Source organism: Flavobacterium quisquiliarum (assembly GCF_019308285.1).
GTDB classification, from domain to species: Bacteria; Bacteroidota; Bacteroidia; order Flavobacteriales; family Flavobacteriaceae; genus Flavobacterium; species Flavobacterium quisquiliarum.
Window position 1 is genome coordinate 1 of record NZ_WWEM01000023.1, and the last position, 17746, is coordinate 17746.

Here is a 17746-nt window from a genome sequence, read left to right on the forward strand (position 1 = left end):
ATCGAAGCGCTGATTTCTGCAAGTTTTTCATGAACGTCTATAAGACCAGCTTTCTGAAGGAACTCCTCTGACAGGCTCTCCAGTTCTGCTTTCCTCTGTTCACTTACACTCTCTAAAAGCATCGAAGACCCTTCCCTGATCTTCAGACCATCCTGTATGAGATGGCTTAACAGGAGCACATTTTTTCGTGAAATTTTCAGATCCATTTTCACAGTCTCATTCATTCCTGGTGTACTTAAAATGGTTTCAAATACTTTGGCTACATCATTTGCTGTAATCATAATTCATCATTTAAAAATTAATACTTAGCTCAGTGTAAAATTAAAAAGGATCTTCCCTATTCACCCTACTCAAAATTTGGGGAGGATTGCAGGGCTTGCCATCCTTTTCTAATTTAGCTCTATCTTAAGCCCAATACTGAATTTCAAAGCCCTTTTTTAGTGCGCGATTAAAGGGTGAAGATTAACAGCAGCTGGTTTACATGATTAAGGAACTGTAAGACCTTCACATAAACTTAAAATATGGCTCTAAGGGGCTTTATTAAAGCTTTCGTACTGCGGCTTTCTGCAGTCAGCAAGATGTCTGGTTGTATCACAACCAAAAATCTTGCTGCCCATCTGCTCGGAACTCGCTGGCAGTAAAACTTTCAGATATAATGAAATGGATAGAATGAAAAAGAGAAGATTATGGAAGAGCAAAACAGCGGCAGAAACAGATGGCTCCACATCCGGCTGACCAAAGAAGAATTGGATTTTATTGATAAAAATTTCAAGGCATCAGTCTGCCGCAAACGCAGTGATTTTGTGCGCAGAAATCTCTTGCGTAAACCCATTGTAATGAAGTACAGAAATGAGTCATTAGATAAGCTTTTGCAGGAGCTTATCCAGCTACGGACACAGCTGAATTTCATGGGCAATAATTTCAATCAGAGCGTTAAAAAACTCCATACCCTTTTTGAAATTTCCGATTTCAGAATATGGATATTGTCTTTTGAATCAGACAGGAACAGATATTTTTCCCTCATTGAAGAAATAAAAAAAAGCATTGAAAATCTCGCTCAAAAATGGTTGCAGTCATAAATACAGGACAATCGATAAGAGGCATTTTCTTCTACAATGAGAACAAAGTTTCGCAAGGCTGTGCTGTGTGCATCGGCGAGGGAAATTATCCGATGGATCTTGAAAAAATGTCAGAAAATTTTAAGATCGGCGTATTTTTAAAACAGCTTCAGCTCAATGAAAATATCAAGCGCTCCGCAGTGCATATCTCACTGAATTTTGACCGCTCGGACACGGATTTATCAAAAGAAAAACTCATGCAGATTGCTTCTTCTTATATGGAGAAAATTGGATTCGGCTCGCAGCCTTATCTGGTTTATCAGCATCACGATGCAGGACATCCGCATATCCATATTGCTTCGATAAATGTTAGAGCAGACGGATCAAGGATCAACATGCACAACATTGGAAGAAACCAGTCTGAATCGGCTCGGAAAGAATTGGAAATCTCTTTTAATCTGATTCGGGCAGATTCGAGAAAAAAACAGAGTCCTGCGCTTATTAACGCCATTGATGCGGAAAAAATAAAATATGGGGCGATGGATTCCAAAAGAGCCATCAGCTCAGTATTGAATGCGGTCATTCCGAATTACAAATATACCACGCTGGGCGAGCTCAACGCAGTATTGAACCTCTATAACGTCAAGGCAGAAAGGGGAAAGGAAAATTCAAAAATGTTTCAGAACAAAGGGCTGGTCTACCAGATTCTGGACGGGAATAAAAAGACTGTCGGGGTTCCGATAAAAGCCAGCAGTTTTTATTCCAAGCCTACCCTTTCCCAGCTTGAAATTAATTTTGCTGCGTCCAAAACTTCGCGTGCGGTAAACATGAAAAGAACCCGAAATGCCGTGGATCTGCTGCTCTTGAAATACCCTTCCATCACGCTCTCGCAGCTTGAAACCCGGCTGGCTAATCAGGGTATCACCGCTGTAGCCAGAAAAAATGAGAACGGTTTGATCTACGGCATGACCTACATAGATCATAACACAAGATGCGTATTCAACGGAAGCAGTCTGGGACCTGCTTATGCAGCCAAAGGACTCCTTGAGCGTATTGGCGGATCTTCTGAATTTGGAAAACAGTCGGCTGTTTTAGACAGAACAGCTAAGAGTCAGGGATCTTTTATTTCCGCAGCCGAGGTGCAGCGGATAATTGATGATGTGCTGTATGCAGGAACACCGTCAGATTACGTTCCCAAACAGCTTAAAAACAAGCGAAAAAAAAGAAAAAGAAAAGGACCTTCCGATAACAATTAACAGGCAGAAATCATGAGCATGCAGACAGGAGAAAATGAACAGGCGCTTAGAAAGATTTTAGACATGACAAGACTGATGGGCATCGCAGTGTTGCTCATCCATTTTTATTTTTACTGCTTCGATTCGTTCAGGCAGTGGAACCTTGCGCCTGATTTTGCCTGCAGAATTCTGGAGAATATCCATCGAACCGGCCTTCTGGAGAGCTTCCATAAATCAAAGCTTTTTGCCCTTGGACTGCTGGTTATTTCCCTTATGGGCGCCAGAGGAAGAAAAGATGAAAAACTGCATTTTAAAACCGCGTTTTATTATATCGGCCTTGGACTGATTTTTTACTTTGGTTCTTATATCGCTTTTATAATATTTGCGGATACTGAAGTATGTTCTGTTATGTATATTTCCTTGTGTTCTCTGGGTTATCTGCTGTCGCTTTCCAGCGGCACCCTACTCTCTCGCATTATCCGCAGAAAGCTCTCCTCAGCAGATATTTTCAATAAGGAAAATGAAACTTTCCCTCAAGAGGAAAGGCTTATCGAAAATGAGTATTCCGTTAATCTTCCTGCCCGCTATCACCTCAAAGACAAAGTGCGCAGCAGCTGGATTAACATCATAAATCCCTTCCGCGGGATTCTGGTTCCAGGAACTCCCGGATCTGGAAAATCATACTTCGTAATCCGCCATGTAATTACCCAGCACATCGCTAAAGGTTTTTCCATGTTCATCTATGATTTTAAGTTCGACGACCTCACTATTATTGCTTATAATGCCTGGCTGAAATTCCGTCATCTTTATGCCGTGGAGCCCAAATTTTACATCATAAATTTCGATGACCTATCCAGAACCCACAGGTGCAATCCTCTGGACCCAGCGGCAATGACCGACATTACCGATGCTGCTGAATCGGCACGCACTATCCTTATGGGGCTCAATCGGGAATGGATCAAAAAACAGGGAGATTTCTTTGTGGAATCTCCAATAAATTTCCTGACGGCGGTCATCTGGTACCTTAGAAAATACAGCGATGGCGAGTACTGCACCCTGCCCCATGTCATTGAAATGATCCAGACCGATTACGAAAGTCTTTTCACTCTTCTGAGAACCGAAAAAGAAATCGAAGTGCTGATCAATCCCTTTGTAAGTGCGTTCCTGAACGAGGCAGTCGACCAGCTGGAGGGGCAGATTGCTTCGGCTAAAATCTCGCTGGCTAAACTCTCTTCGCCCCAGCTTTATTATGTGCTTTCGGGCAGTGATTTTACCCTCGATATTAATAATCCATCTGATCCGAAAATTGTTTCAATGGGAAACAATCCGCAGAAAATACAGACTTATGGGGCAGTGCTTTCCCTTTTTGTCAGCCGTCTCATCAAACAGGTAAACCAGAAGGGAAAACTCAAAAGCAGCCTTATTTTTGACGAGTTCCCCACTATCTATCTCAACAATATAGACAGTCTGATTGCGACGGCAAGAAGCAACAGAGTGAGCACCTGTCTGGGGATTCAGGACTTCAGCCAGCTTCGTAAGGATTACGGCCGTGAGCAGGCTGACGTGATTGTCAACATTGTTGGAAATATTGTATCAGGACAGGTCAGCGGGGATACGGCCAAACAGCTCTCAGAGCGTTTCGGAAAGATAATGCAGGACCGCGAAAGCCTGTCCATAAACAGCAACGACACCTCGATCAGCCGTTCAAGACAGCTCGAATCCGCAGTGCCGCCGTCCAAGATTTCTACGCTGAGTTCGGGGGAATTTGTCGGCATGACAGCCGATAACCCAGACTGCCGCGTTGAGCTTAAAACCTTTCACTGCGAGATCATCAACGACCACGAAAAAATTAAAAAAGAAACAGATAATTACAAAGAAATTCCAATCATACGGACAATTGATAATGTTATCGTCCAAAAAAATTATCTACAGATCAAAATTGAGATTCAGGAAATAATCCACAGCGAAATGGAAAGGATAATCAAAAATCCTGCGCTTTCCTCCCTGGTTCTTAAAAAAGAAAAATGAACTTCAGATTCTTGATAAAGCAAGAAATCAAATCCTTAAGACAGAATGAAGTCCATACAATTATAATTACTTAAAAATTACCATTAAGAGTTATTTTAAGGAGGTTTCAAAAATATCAATCAAAAGAAAAATATCAATTTAATTTCATAATTTCAGGAAATTTAAGATTGTATTTGCTTTTAAATCGTACTTAACCTGTCTTTTTATACAAAGAAATTCGTTAAAATTTTGAGGTACACTTTTTTCTCTGCATGCTCTTAAATAATTACATAATACCTTGTATTTATTACGATCTTAATAATTCAAAACGGAACCATTGTATCCGATCATACTATTTATTAATAAAGTGCGGGCCATTGGCAGATCTTAAACCAAAAAACTGTATAAATGTTTAGCAATCACAAGTTAAAACAATAACAAATATATTTATTGAGCATTTTCAAATGATTGTTTTGCCACTGTCCTGAAAAATATCCTCTTTTCTAGGCTGGCTCGGGCGTAAAAGCACCAATTTTAACAGCATAAAATTTTGCGCGAGTAAATTGTTAATGATTTCTTCGCAAATAACCATACTAATTCCGGGTCCTTGTTACTGAAAAAAGTAATCTAAACAAATCTTCTCTTTTCATAAATAAATAACAGCGCTGGTCTAAATTATTGTAAATCGTTTCCAATAAAAAACCTAAATGGAGAAATAAAAATCATAAATGTTTGCTGCTAGCTATTTTCAGGTATTTATACGCATAAACAGTCCTGTTTAAATTGTACTTTTATATCCTAAGACCCTTCATCAGGAAAATTGAAAGAGAAAAGTTAATAAAAATGACACCCCGGCAAAAAAAAGGATCCAAAAACCACCATTTTGTACCGCAGTTTTTTCAGCGTTTCTTCTCTTATGAAAACAACAGAAAAACGATTGGGATGTACAACATCAGGCATAATCAATTCAGAATCCAGGTGCCAATTCCCTCGCAGCTGAGCAGTCCCAATTTTTATGGCCGTGATGGAGAGCTCGAAGACTGGCTTTCAAAACACGAAACTGACTGCGCTCCCCTTTTCCGGGAAATGCTGGAAACTGAGAAACTGCCTATTTTTCAAAGTTCCGATCATTTTAAAATGATGCAGTTCATGATTATTCTGGACCTCAGGAATCCAGTCCATTTTAAAATTTTAAACTATTTTGCGCAGAAACTACGCAACACCAAATCTAAGATAAGTGAGGGCAATGTCTCCCCCGATATGATTCCCAGTCTTGAGAAGGAACAGACCGATCAGGGAAAGATGAGTTCACTGCAATCTGCCGGTCTGATTGCCAAGGATGTAATGGATCTGAAATACAAGCTTATTAAAAATACCTCTGCCAGTCCCTTTATTATTTCTGATAATCCGCTGGTGATGTACAACCAGTTTTTGGAAAAGAGAAAATGGAAATTCTGCAGCCAGAGGGACTATGGTTTTAAGGGCATACAATTCTTTCTGCCATTAAACGATTCCCATATGCTGGCTGTCTACGATTCCGATATCTATAAATTGGGAAACAAAAAACAGCTGGTTGTAAAAATAGATGATAAAAGCAGTATTGACCAGCTGAACATCCTGCAGTTTCTCAATTCTGAGACCACAGTAAATTTCAATCACAGAGCCTCTGAACATTACATCAGGATGCTTCACGAAAAATCTAAAAAATACAAAAAGGCTAATGACGGATTCATCAGCGTGCATGCGCTTAAGCCGCCCAAAGTCAATGACAACTTCACGGCACAGCTAATTGAGATGGGGGTTTCGGACCTGAATATAAAACTGTCTGTCCAGAAGTTAAACTTTATCTCTAAATCCTGCGCAGTGAGAATGCGGACCATTGAAGATCAATACAGAAAGAATACCAAATTGAAGGGCAATACCCTTCAGGTGTTCAGATTGACACCTATTATTGATAATATACAATGAAAATACCATAGAATACAAATAAACAAGCATGGAAATAGTTTACTTATTTATTAAAGATTTCAACAGTCTCAAAAATCAGAACATCAATTTTGGAAGCGAATATAAATTTGAGTTTTCACCGCAAACCAATACCTTGACTGCCTTCAGGAATGAATTATTCATAGCTGATTTTTATAATATTAATTCAGAGGGAGCCAAAGTCGTCAATCTCTCAACTATAATCGGTAAAAATGGAACCGGAAAAAGCAGCATACTGGAATTTATGACCACTAATTTTACAACAGGCATTAATCTACAGGATGAATGTATTGTTGTCTATAAAAATAATTCGGAATTCAAAGCCATTTCTACCCAAGAAATCAAATACGTGAATGATGTAATTACCCAAGCAGAAGTCATAGAAAAAAAATATTTAGACGACCCTAAATTAAGGAAAATGGTTGACCTAGGATTCGATTTCGATGGATTCGACAATACTGATTTTATTTACTTTTCAAATATTTTTGACGGTAGTCCTAGCTACCAGAGAAACGGCCTTCACAATATTTCCACCAACTTCCTTATTTTTCAAGATCATAATGCGGCGATCTTACAGAAAACGATTCTGCCCGGAAATCAAAATCCTGTCGGCGTTCATCTTGTGGACGATGTTTTCAGGCAGGTAAAATTCATAACTGACGATGTTTCCAAAAACAGGGTGAATTTTAAACTTCCCGAAACCTTGGATATAAACTTCAATTTGGAATATCTATTAAGTGATAGCCAATTTGAAAATAATTTCGAGATACAAAAGACGTTTATTTTGCTAAAGGGAAATCTACTGGAGGGTTTTGATTACAATATTACAGGAAGTGCAGTGATCAACCGCTTCATCTTATTTACAATCCTGAATTTAATAAAAGAAATTCTTTCAATAGCTGTTTCTCTTGATCGTTATAAAAATGGCTTCGAATTAAAATTCACCAAAGATTTTCACTCTACTCCTGAAGGCATTCCTTATAAGAACCTATTTTTTCACGACGCAGTGACTTATTTTTTGGATGCAGTGCAGAATAGTTTAAGTAAAAACAGACTAAATGTTGAACATGCCAAATCAATGGTTTATCATACTAGGGAACTAATTGAACTCATTCTACAAAACGAACCTGAATTTATTCAAAGTATTGTTAATCCAGTAACAGATCCCACGCTGTCGATTAAAGTTCAAAATAAGGAATTATTGACAAAATTTATTCAAACTTATCTCAAGACTTTTTCAGTCAATCCGTACCTGAAATTTGTATGGCGAAAATTAAGTTCGGGGGAAAAGGCACTTCTCAACATATATTCAAGGTTTTTCTCTTTGACAGACCTATATAAAACTGGTGAAAAATTAGCAAAGAACTTGATCATCCTTATTGATGAAGGTGATGTTTATCTGCATCCGTCCTGGCAGAAAAAGTTTGTAAAGAACATATTGGAATACTTGCCTATAATTTTAAAGGCAGACGGCGTTACAGAACGAAATCTCCAGATAATCTTTACGACCAATTCCCCTATTCCGGCATCAGATGTACTCAACTACAACACTATATTTCTGGATAAAATCCTTATCGAGGAAAATGACACCTATGATTACAGAGTTGTGGTCAAGGACAGCCTTAATGACCAGAAGGAAAACTTTGCTGCAAACATTAACACCCTTTTATCCGATTCTTTTTTTGTAACAAACGGTCTTATCGGAGAATTCGCCGCCGCCAAGATCAATGCTGTGATCAGCACACTTTCCAGCAGGAAAAAAATTTCTGCAGAGGAAAGGGAAAAAACACGTCTGCTCATCCATCAGATCGGCGAACCGATAATCAAGAACAAACTAATGCAGATATACAATGACCGATACAACTTGGAAATACATGAGAGACTGGATAGAATCGAACGAAAATTAGGGGAATAGGGATGATAAAGATTTATTTAGAAAAAGAGGAATCCATAAGGGAGTTCCATTACAATAATCTCTGTGGGGCACTTCCGGGAAAAACCCAGAATGTTATCCAGCTTTTTGACAAATACATTTCTAAGTTCGGCCATATTCGATACTACTGCGAAAGGCTGGAGTTCCTTAAAGGAAAAACCCTCAGAAATCCGGCGGGATTTTCTATTCTTACGGCAAAACCAAAAGAACTGAGCGGCTTTATAGATGACTTTGAAAAGCTTTTCCCCCAGCCTTTAACCCCAAAATTTGTTAAAATTTTAAACTGCATTTTTTACTATGAGAGTTACAGCAAGTGGAAAGCCTATGAACTGGGGGTTAAGATCAATTCGAATGTGTGCCCCTACTGCAACAGATCCTATACCTTTATAGTGGGGAATGATGCGGTAAACGGGACAAGATTTGAGTACGACCATTTCTTCTCCCAAGAGCAGCATCCTTATTTGAAATTGAGTTTTTACAATCTTGTGCCCAGCTGCCACATCTGCAATGCGAATTTGAAGCACACCAAAAAATTCTGTTTAAAACGCAATCTGCATCCCTATATTGAAGGATTTGGCGATGACATTTTGTTTTCCATACAGCCTCGTTCTATACATTTCATCAATGGCAAAGACGGTTCCTATACGGTTAAATTCAGAAAGGGAATTGGCGCCGATTATGCTAAATCCAGAAGATCGATGAACAATGTTTCTGTATTTCGGCTTAAGGAACTGTATAATATGCATCGCGATTATATTGATGAACTCATAAAAAAAGCGCAAATATATAACGCAGATTATGTCGATTCGCTTTACAGCCAGTTTGGAGGTACCCTTTTTGCAGATAAGGGAGATATCAAACAATTCATTACAGGAAACTATCTCGATGAAAAAAACTATTCGAAAAGGGTTTTGTCAAAACTATCCCGGGATATCGCCGCAGAATTAGGACTTGTATAGCAGCGTATTACTAATTGTTAAACTAATATTTCGCCGAAATTAAAGCCAAATGCCATTTCATAGAAAACTATTTAAAACAAAAAGCGAATTTACAGCCATTAATTTAAAAGCATTCCTACAATAATTTCGTCCATAAAGCGCAACAAGCTGTTGATAACTTATACAGGTCATTTCAAAAAAGATCCTTTCCTCCTACAGTTTCATTGGAGTATTGTCAATTTAAAAAGCAAAAATCACATGTTGATAATTGAGGAGATTTTTAATAGCAGAACAATAAATTATATCGCTTAATTGACAATCTTTGTAAGTATGCAAAGCAAAGCAACAACTTTAGAAACTGTCCAGTAGAGGACTTGCAGTCAAATTCCCCAAATTTCTGTACTGCTTTTTGAAATTTAAAATCAGGACTTCCTTATTCAACTTGAGACCAAGCGGAAGCAGTTATTACGCACTGTGTATTAATTTATTTCAGTTACGGTTTTACATACTTTGGAAATCTCGTTAATAAGTTTATTTGCAAATAAGATGCTGCCGGATGCAGAGATAAGCCATTTCAAAAGAAGAGTTACACAAACCTTCCGTAGTTTATGCCTTATTTTATGGAGCAGGGCCATTTTGGAAAGACTATACTAATCAATGCCTGATAAATTCAAGCGGAAATTAAACGTAGTGAGCACAAACTTAAAATCGAATTTCAGGCAGTCAAACGCAATTAATTAAATGTAATTATGGAAAATTTATTCAAGACAAGCACAAAAATAAATGATCTCCTTGAAAATATAGGGCAGATACTAGATATTACCCAGGCGCAGCATGAAACAGTTGAAAAAAGATATACTGCCGTGGCCAATCAGCTCTCACAAGAAGGTTCGCTGTTAAGCCTGTACCAGCCAGAAATATTACCTCAGGGTTCTTTCCTTTTAGGTACTATGATCAGACCCATTATGGAAGACGATGAACTGGATGTGGATCTGGTCTGCCGCCTGAAAGGAAAAAAAAGCGACTGGGTACAAAAAAACCTCAAAGATGCGGTCAGAGACCAGCTACTTTATAATAATGAAGATTACAAAAGAATGCTGGATGAGGAAGGTAATCGTTGCTGGACGTTAATTTATTCTTGCGACAAATTTCACCTGGATATCCTGCCAGCTATGATTGGCAATAATAACCATGTTAATTTAGACGAAAAATCATTCCGTAATCTAAGTCCATCGGATCTGGAGAATATTTCATTGAGAATAACCGATAAGAGAGAATACAACTATACCACTGAAACTAATCCAAACTATTGGCTCAAAAGCAATCCTTTTGGATATGCGGCATGGTTCAAAGAGAGAAGCAACATTAATCAATTAAAAAGAGTTTTAGCTAGTGAGAGCGTAACTCCGCTGCCGGGTTACAAGAAAAGCAAGGAGCCATTGCTCAGGATAATACAGATTTTAAAACGCCATAGGGACATCATGTTCGGCGGTGATGAACATAAGCCTATTTCCGTCATCATAACAACCTTAGCCGCAAAAGCCTACCAAAAAGAAGCAAATATAATACAGGGGCTTGTGAACATCCTTGAAACCATGCAGTTACATATGCGCAGAATTTACAGCGAAAAGCACGGTAGGGAGATCTGGTATATTGAAAATCCTGTCAATGCTGAGGAAAACTTCGGTGACAAATGGCCTGGGGAACCTGAGAAAGAAGATAAATTCTTTGAGTGGCTGGAAAAAGCAAAAAGTGACTTTAGAGCGTTAACTGAGATGGATCCTTCACAAGCCTACAGACTGCTCAAAAATATTCTGGGCACGAGACCTGTCAATGAAGCTGTTCGAAATCTGGGATATGACGAATTAATCACGGAAAATTTAAAACCTGCCAATTACTCCCCGCAATTGCTATCGGTATCACATCGTGAACAGCCTCGCTGGCGCATGTCTTTATCGTATAATTGTGAAATATACGGCAGATTTAAGGACATTACGGACTATAAAAAGTCAAAATCCATTACTGCCCAGAGTGTACTGCCAAAAGGCTGCGAAATATATTTCACTGCAACCACAAATGTCCCTAAACCTTACGATGTCTTCTGGCAGGTTGTAAATACCGGAGCGGAAGCTGAAAATTCGTATTTGGGCCGAAGAGGGGGAATTTTCAGCGCTCAGACGCTTGGGAAAGGAGGCTTGGTGCAAAAAGAACATTCCGGATACACGGGAACACATTGGATAGAATGTTTTATAGTTAAAGATGGGGTATGCGTTGCACGCAGTTCTGAATTTTTTGTAAATATCAGATAAGAACTAAATTTCATGAACAATGAAATCAATCAGTAACGTTTAAATCCTATGACTACAGTAATGAAAGACAAAAAATTCAAAATCCTTTCCATAGACGGCGGCGGTATCAGAGGTGTTTTTCCTGCCATGTATTTAGCCAGTTTTGAGGAAGAACTGCAACGGAAGGGTGTAGAAAAGTGGCAGATTTACCAAAATTTTGATTTAATATGCGGCACTTCCACAGGAGGTATTATGGCTATAGCCCTTGCCCTAGGTATTCCAGCGAGAGAGATTTATGATCTGTATGTAAATAACGCATACGACATTTTTGGGCATAAAAAATCCTTTGTTAAGCAGCTTTATAGTGCATCTCATGAGAGAAAAACACTTGAAAAATTAATTAAGGATAAATTCAGCGACTATAACGATGGCAAAGATCCGATTCTAAAGGACTGCAAAACCAATGTATGCATACCCATATTCGATTTGCTGGAAGGAAAACCATCGGTTCTAAAGAATGATTATCATCCAAATTTCACCAGAGATTATCATATTCCTGCCTATCAGGCTGCATTAGCAACTGCTGCCGCTCCCACTTATTTTACTCCGTATTCATCCGAATACCTGACCGAACAGGGCGTTAAGAAACCTTTTAAAAATAAAATTGACGGCGGTGTTTTTGCAAACAATCCCACTTTAATCGGAATAATCGAAGCAGAGCAGGCTTTTTACAAAGAAAAGAGCAATTTAAATATTTTATCGATAGGGACCGGTTTTCAAAAATTCTCTGATGGTGCCAAAAGAGAAAACTGGGGGATTTTATACTGGATCAATAGAAAAAGGAAACGGCTGATTGAACTATTCATGCAGGCGCAGTCACAGGAGATTGAAAATTTAGTAACCATTATGCAGAATGGTATTGATAAGGAAAAAGCAACCCACCCCAATTTTATCTACTACAGAATAAATGCAGAGCTTGACGGCACATTAAACATTGAAATGGACGAAACAGATAAAGATAAACTTGAAGCTTTGGCTCAAAAAGCGGCATATAAATTTCACGAAGATGCAACTACAATTATAAAACATTTTAGTAATGGTTAAAGATTCACAAGGCGGTGACATTAGGGCAATAACTAAAACAGAAAATAAGTTGACAACGTGGGGAAATATTAGAGTACAACATCTCGTAAGAAGCACAAAACTGCTACGGACTTTTACAATTTCCATTGAAAATTTCAGAAAAACACATACAGATTCTCTCTTGTAAATCAACTAAAAAAGAAAATAGGTCACTTGTATTTTTATTTATTAAGTGAATAAAAATGTTTTAGTAATTACATTTATCAGCCATTTTGATATTTGGTATATATTGCCATTAGGATTTAGCTAAAAACAAAGCGAAAATTTAGGAAAATTGAATAATCTTTATCCCTCCAACAAACAACTCATTTGTCATGCTTTTTATTATCAATACATAATATAAGCTCTAAATATAAATCACTATTGACATATAACTTTTGAAGCTTAATTTCGTAAATATATATTCTCAATAATATGAAGGAAGAAAACGACCTTAAATTAACCCAGCTTACAGTTAGACTACAGGATTCAGATACTTTAAAATTTACTGGAACCGGCATAATTTATTCTCACCAAAATCTAAGCGACAAGTTATATATTTTAACAGCATCACATTGTCTTTTTAAAGATGGTGATAGTTTTAATGACTTAAGGGAAAACATCAATATTGATATTTATAATTCAAAAACAAAGAAATACGACAAGCTTACCCATAAAATAAATCCTGATTTATTATTTAGCAATATAAACAAAGATGTTGCAGTACTTATTATTGAAAAATCTGTAATCCAGAGCATTATAGAAACAATTCCAACTATAAAGGTAATAAAGGAAAAAGATACTTATCAAAAATTTATTATCAAAGGCTTTCCAAAAGCCACTTTTAGCGAAGAGCTGGCGGTATTATATCCTACCTGGCTCCAGCATGTTGATATAGATAAGAAATTTCAAATACAGCTTCATGAAGATTATACAGATTACAATACGCAGGGATTTTCTGGAAGTGGTGTCTTTCTGATTGCAGAAAATGAGATTTACCTGTTTGGGATCTTTACAAGGTTTAGACCGGAAGATAAAGGAAGAGTAATTTATTGCCAGTACATAGAAACTCTAAATGAAATATTAGACAAAAACTATTACAGCAGGATAGCATTCAGCTATCTTGGAAATTTTGGTTTTACCAGGGATTTTTTTTCTCATCATATTCATAACGCAATCCAAAATTTAGGCCCGAGATTTAATGAAGATTTGAACTTTAAATTACCAATTGCTAGAATTTTTAATGACATAGCAAAAGACAATCTGTTTTTTAAGCGTTTTTTAAATTTAGTTGATAGATGGATTCTTGATAATGGTTATGGACGAATGCAAAATAATATTCATCTTGACGATATAGAATCTAAAAATAATCAGATTAAACAAGAAGTTACCGAGTGGATCAAAAAGCAAAAAAAATCTGTTACCGAAAAAATTGACGTGGAGTGGATTTTAAGCTCCTTAAATGAGATCAATGATACTATTAATATAAAAACAAGAGAACTTTATAAATTACAAAGAGAAGAAGAAGAGAAAAATAAAGGCGTTAAAAAAGATTACAGCTATCGGTCTCCTTTTGAAGGAGAAATCAGCAGATTGAGAGAAATAGGCCGATGTAATGATCAATTTATTGAAAACATTTCAGATAACGTAAACATAAATTTAGCTAATAATCCTTTTTTATTTATTAAAGGTGATGCAGGAAATGGTAAATCCCATTTACTCGGAGATATAGCTCTGACGAGGATTAGGAGAGATTTACCAACATTACTATTGCTCGGACAGCATTTTGTTGAATCAAAAACAATCTGGGAAAATATCTATTCGAACCTGGAAGTTTCCTTCGCTAACAAGGAAATGTTCTTAGAAACATTAAACAATATCGGGAAGCAAATCGGTTCGCGAGTTTTAATATTAATTGATGCTATTAATGAAGGTGCAGGAGCTAATTTATGGGAACCGCAAATCGCAGGGTTCGTAAATGAATTTAAAAAATATCCATATATAGGGATCGTTTTAACCATTAGAACTACGTATCTAAATTTTGTCATTCCCGAACATGTGCAAAATAATCCCTTATTTACTTTCTATACTCATGAAGGTTTCAAAGGCAATGAATATGCAGCATTAAAGCTATTTTGCGAATTTCATGAATTAAAGCAGCCTCATTTTCCTATTTTAGCACCGGAATTTACAAAACCTCTTTTTCTTCAGTTGATTTGCAATGCCGTCAAAAACCTACCTGATAAAACCTTTCCTCAAGGATTTCAGGGTATAAGCAAGATATTTGAAGTTTACATCGATACAATAAACGTAAAATTTCAGAAAAAACGTGAGGAGTATAAATATACTAATGTTGTTACAGAAGCGATTCACAAAGTAGCTTTTGAGAATTACAATAAAGGAAATCAATCCTTATTGCTTAAAGATGTTAAAATTCTACTGAAAAAAGAATTTCCTGACCACAAAATGCTATTAAATGATCTTATTGAAGAAAATATATTTATAACCAATCCACAGATAAATCATGAAACTGACAAAACTGAGGAAATTATATATTTTGCTTATCAGAGATTTGGAGACTTCTACGTAGCTGACGAACTACTTACAAAATATAATTCCACATCCGAAGTTATGGAGGCTTTCAAAGAAGAAACCAATTTTGGACAGCTAATTGCAGATAGATACCATTATTGGTTCAATGATGGAATTCTAGAAGCATTTTCTATTTTATTGCCCGAAAAATTTAATCTTGAAATTTTTGAGGTTTACTACTGGTACTTTTTATCCGATAAAAATAAATATGACAAATATTATGTTTCCGGGCAAATCAATACGTTTTTATTGGATAGCTTTAACTGGAGAAAGATTGAAAGTATTAACGATGAAAAGCTTATCAACTGGTTCAAAGGAGAATATTTTATTATCCCTGATGATGAATATTTTCACAAACTATCAGAATTATCAACCATAAAAGATCATCCATTTAACAGCGACCGATTATCAAGGATCTTAAAGAGATACAAAATGCCGGAGAGAGATAGCTTTTGGCAAGAGCATTTGAGATATTTTACAGGATTTAACGACGATAATATAGCTTTTCCGCTCAGACGTTTAATTGATTGGGCATGGACGCCTAACATATCAGACAAGTTAGATTTTGACACGGCACGATTAACCGCACAAACCTTAACATGGGTATTAAGCGCAACGATCATAAAAGTACGCGATGAAGCGACGAAAGCATTGGTAAATCTTTTAGAAGAGCAGCCAGAGGTATTATTATGGATCTTAAAAAAATTTAAAAATATAGATGATCCATATATCTCTGAGAGACTATATGCTGTAGCTTATGGATGTATATTAAGGACGGGAAACAATTCTGCCGTCAACAAAATAGCTTTAGTCGTATATGCTTTAATATTTAAAAATCAAAGTCCGCCAAAACACATTTTATTAAGGGACTATGCCCGAAATATAATTGAGTTTGCACTTTATAAAAATCCTAAACTTAAAGTTGATCTTAGTTATGTAAGACCTCCATATAAAAGTAAACTTCCCGAAGTATTACCTACAAACGAACAGGTTTTAAAGTATAATTTCCCTTACGATGATCCCGAGACAAAGAGAACCTACAAATTAATGAATAACAGAGTATATCATTCCGTTACCGGCTTCGGTGATTTCAGCAAACACATTGATTCCTGTTTGGACGATTTTGCCCCAACAAGCTTTACCTTTGAAATGGAATATAAAATATTTTATAAATCATTAAAAGCAAACAAAAGAAAACTTTTAAGGGACTTTGCTTCTATCAAGGAATTAAAAAGAAAATACTCAAAACAACGCAATTTAAGATATACTTTAGGAACTGAGAAGATTAAAGAAAGGATAGAACAATTAGATAAATTAATATCTGAGTATATAATTTTCATCGATGAGAATTTTAAGGATGATCAATATGAACATACGTACGTAGTTAATAAAGTTTTACCATTCTTAAAGTCGAAATACGAGGATAAATCTTCACACTTAGATAAATCTGATATACACTCTTTTAAGTATTGGATAATTGAAAGGACTTTTGAACTTGGTTATAATTTTAAACTGCATGGAAAATTTGATGAACATCTTAGTCGGTTCAATTACAGCAGAGAGAACAAAGTTGACCGCATAGGTAAGAAATATCAAAAGATTGCTCTATTTGAAATTCTCGCAATCATCTCGGATAACTATATGCTCTCTAAATTCAATTGGAGCGATGACAAGAAATATGAATTTTATAAAGGCGCTTGGCAACTGTATATAAGGGACATTGATCCTGCATTTATTGTTAAAAACGTTGAGGAAGAGGAAGAGAAAGATGACTTAGGTGTTTTAAATGAAGAAAAAGAATGGTGGGAAGATGAGGATTACAGGTACTGGAATCAGCCAATTTCCCAATGGATTAATAAGCTTGAAGATTTACCAGATCCAAAAAAGGTATTGGATAAAAAAGATTTAAAAAATGACAATTGGCTTTGTTTAAAGAAATTCAGTTCATGGGATGAACCAAAACCAATGGGAGAAGACAAATACGAAGTACATCGAAAGGAAATGTTTTACAAAGTCCAAGCTTATCTTATTGATAAAAAACATAAAAAAAGAATAATAAACTGGCTTTCACAAAAAAATTTCTGGGGAAATTGGATGCCGGAAAGCAGGGAACATACTAATTTAATAAATCGTGAAAAATTTTGGTCCCCAGCCTACTTTGACAGTGATATCGAAAAAAAATGGGAAACGATACAAGACTCAAGTTTTAAAGTAATAATTGCCACTTCAAATGCAGTAAGCAATATGAGTGATGATAAATCTGGAGCACAGTTTAGCTACCAAATGCCATGCAAAACTATTTTTGAAGGCATGAACCTGCAATATGCTCCGATTGATGGTGAGTTTAAAAACGACCTAAATCAGATAGTTGTTACAAACCAAAAAAACAGCGGTGTGCTGGTAAAAAAGAATGAATTTATCAATTTTTTACAAGCGAATAATTTGGATATATTTTGGATGATCCTTGGGGAAAAAATGTCTTATAATTCAAGAAGCCAAACTAATTATCAAACGCAATTAAGCGGTGTCTATTTCCTTGAGAATAACGAAATTCACGGTAATATAAATTCATTTGAAAGAGAATAAA

10 protein-coding genes are annotated in these 17746 nt (G+C 36.4%); 9 read left to right on the plus strand and 1 reads right to left on the minus strand.

Going from position 1 to position 17746, the window contains the following annotated elements:
• The coding region (locus tag GSY47_RS10980; protein WP_219071190.1) for a hypothetical protein at positions 1-281 on the minus strand (281 nt) is incomplete at its 3' end.
• Between the two features lie 405 nt (positions 282-686).
• Between GSY47_RS10980 and GSY47_RS10985 the strand changes: the two genes are divergently transcribed.
• The 9 genes from GSY47_RS10985 (at position 687) to avs2 (ending at position 17745) form a co-directional block, all read left to right on the plus strand.
• Positions 687-1079, plus strand: coding sequence for a plasmid mobilization protein (locus GSY47_RS10985; protein ID WP_219071189.1), 393 nt, complete (start codon positions 687-689; stop codon positions 1077-1079).
• Entirely contained in the window at positions 1064-2314 is a 1251-nt protein-coding gene (locus GSY47_RS10990) for a relaxase/mobilization nuclease domain-containing protein (RefSeq protein WP_219071188.1), read from the plus strand. Before GSY47_RS10985 ends, GSY47_RS10990 begins: the two co-directional genes overlap by 16 nt.
• Positions 2315-2332: 18 nt before the next feature.
• Positions 2333-4321 (plus strand): conjugal transfer protein MobC, encoded by a 1989-nt coding sequence (mobC, locus tag GSY47_RS10995; RefSeq protein WP_219071299.1) that lies wholly within the window; start codon positions 2333-2335, stop codon positions 4319-4321.
• A gap of 822 nt (positions 4322-5143) precedes the next feature.
• Complete coding sequence (locus GSY47_RS11000) at positions 5144-6268, plus strand: DUF4238 domain-containing protein (RefSeq protein WP_219071265.1); 1125 nt, start codon at positions 5144-5146, stop codon at positions 6266-6268.
• A 28-nt stretch (positions 6269-6296) separates the two neighbouring features.
• Positions 6297-8201, plus strand: a complete 1905-nt coding sequence (locus tag GSY47_RS11005; RefSeq protein WP_219071266.1) for an AAA family ATPase — start codon at positions 6297-6299, stop codon at positions 8199-8201.
• A gap of 2 nt (positions 8202-8203) precedes the next feature.
• Positions 8204-9178 (plus strand): hypothetical protein, encoded by a 975-nt coding sequence (locus GSY47_RS11010; RefSeq protein WP_219071267.1) that lies wholly within the window; start codon positions 8204-8206, stop codon positions 9176-9178.
• A gap of 728 nt (positions 9179-9906) precedes the next feature.
• Entirely contained in the window at positions 9907-11466 is a 1560-nt protein-coding gene (locus GSY47_RS11015; protein ID WP_219071268.1) for a nucleotidyltransferase, read from the plus strand.
• Positions 11467-11526: 60 nt separating this feature from the next.
• On the plus strand, positions 11527-12549 hold the full coding sequence (locus tag GSY47_RS11020; RefSeq protein ID WP_219071269.1) for a CBASS cGAMP-activated phospholipase: 1023 nt from the start codon (positions 11527-11529) through the stop codon (positions 12547-12549).
• Positions 12550-13002: 453 nt separating this feature from the next.
• Positions 13003-17745 carry an AVAST type 2 anti-phage system protein Avs2 gene (gene avs2 / locus GSY47_RS11025; RefSeq protein ID WP_219071270.1) on the plus strand — a complete coding sequence of 1581 codons (4743 nt, stop codon included), beginning with the start codon at positions 13003-13005 and terminating at the stop codon, positions 17743-17745.
• The last annotated feature ends 1 nt before the right edge of the window (position 17746 follow it).

Coding starts and splice junctions, on each gene's coding strand:
- GSY47_RS10985 (WP_219071189.1), top strand. CDS start 687: ATGGAAGAGCAAAACAGCGGCAGAAACAGATGGCTCCACATCCGGCTG.
- GSY47_RS10990 (WP_219071188.1), top strand. CDS start 1,064: ATGGTTGCAGTCATAAATACAGGACAATCGATAAGAGGCATTTTCTTC.
- mobC (WP_219071299.1), top strand. CDS start 2,333: ATGCAGACAGGAGAAAATGAACAGGCGCTTAGAAAGATTTTAGACATG.
- GSY47_RS11000 (WP_219071265.1), top strand. CDS start 5,144: ATGACACCCCGGCAAAAAAAAGGATCCAAAAACCACCATTTTGTACCG.
- GSY47_RS11005 (WP_219071266.1), top strand. CDS start 6,297: ATGGAAATAGTTTACTTATTTATTAAAGATTTCAACAGTCTCAAAAAT.
- GSY47_RS11010 (WP_219071267.1), top strand. CDS start 8,204: ATGATAAAGATTTATTTAGAAAAAGAGGAATCCATAAGGGAGTTCCAT.
- GSY47_RS11015 (WP_219071268.1), top strand. CDS start 9,907: ATGGAAAATTTATTCAAGACAAGCACAAAAATAAATGATCTCCTTGAA.
- GSY47_RS11020 (WP_219071269.1), top strand. CDS start 11,527: ATGAAAGACAAAAAATTCAAAATCCTTTCCATAGACGGCGGCGGTATC.
- avs2 (WP_219071270.1), top strand. CDS start 13,003: ATGAAGGAAGAAAACGACCTTAAATTAACCCAGCTTACAGTTAGACTA.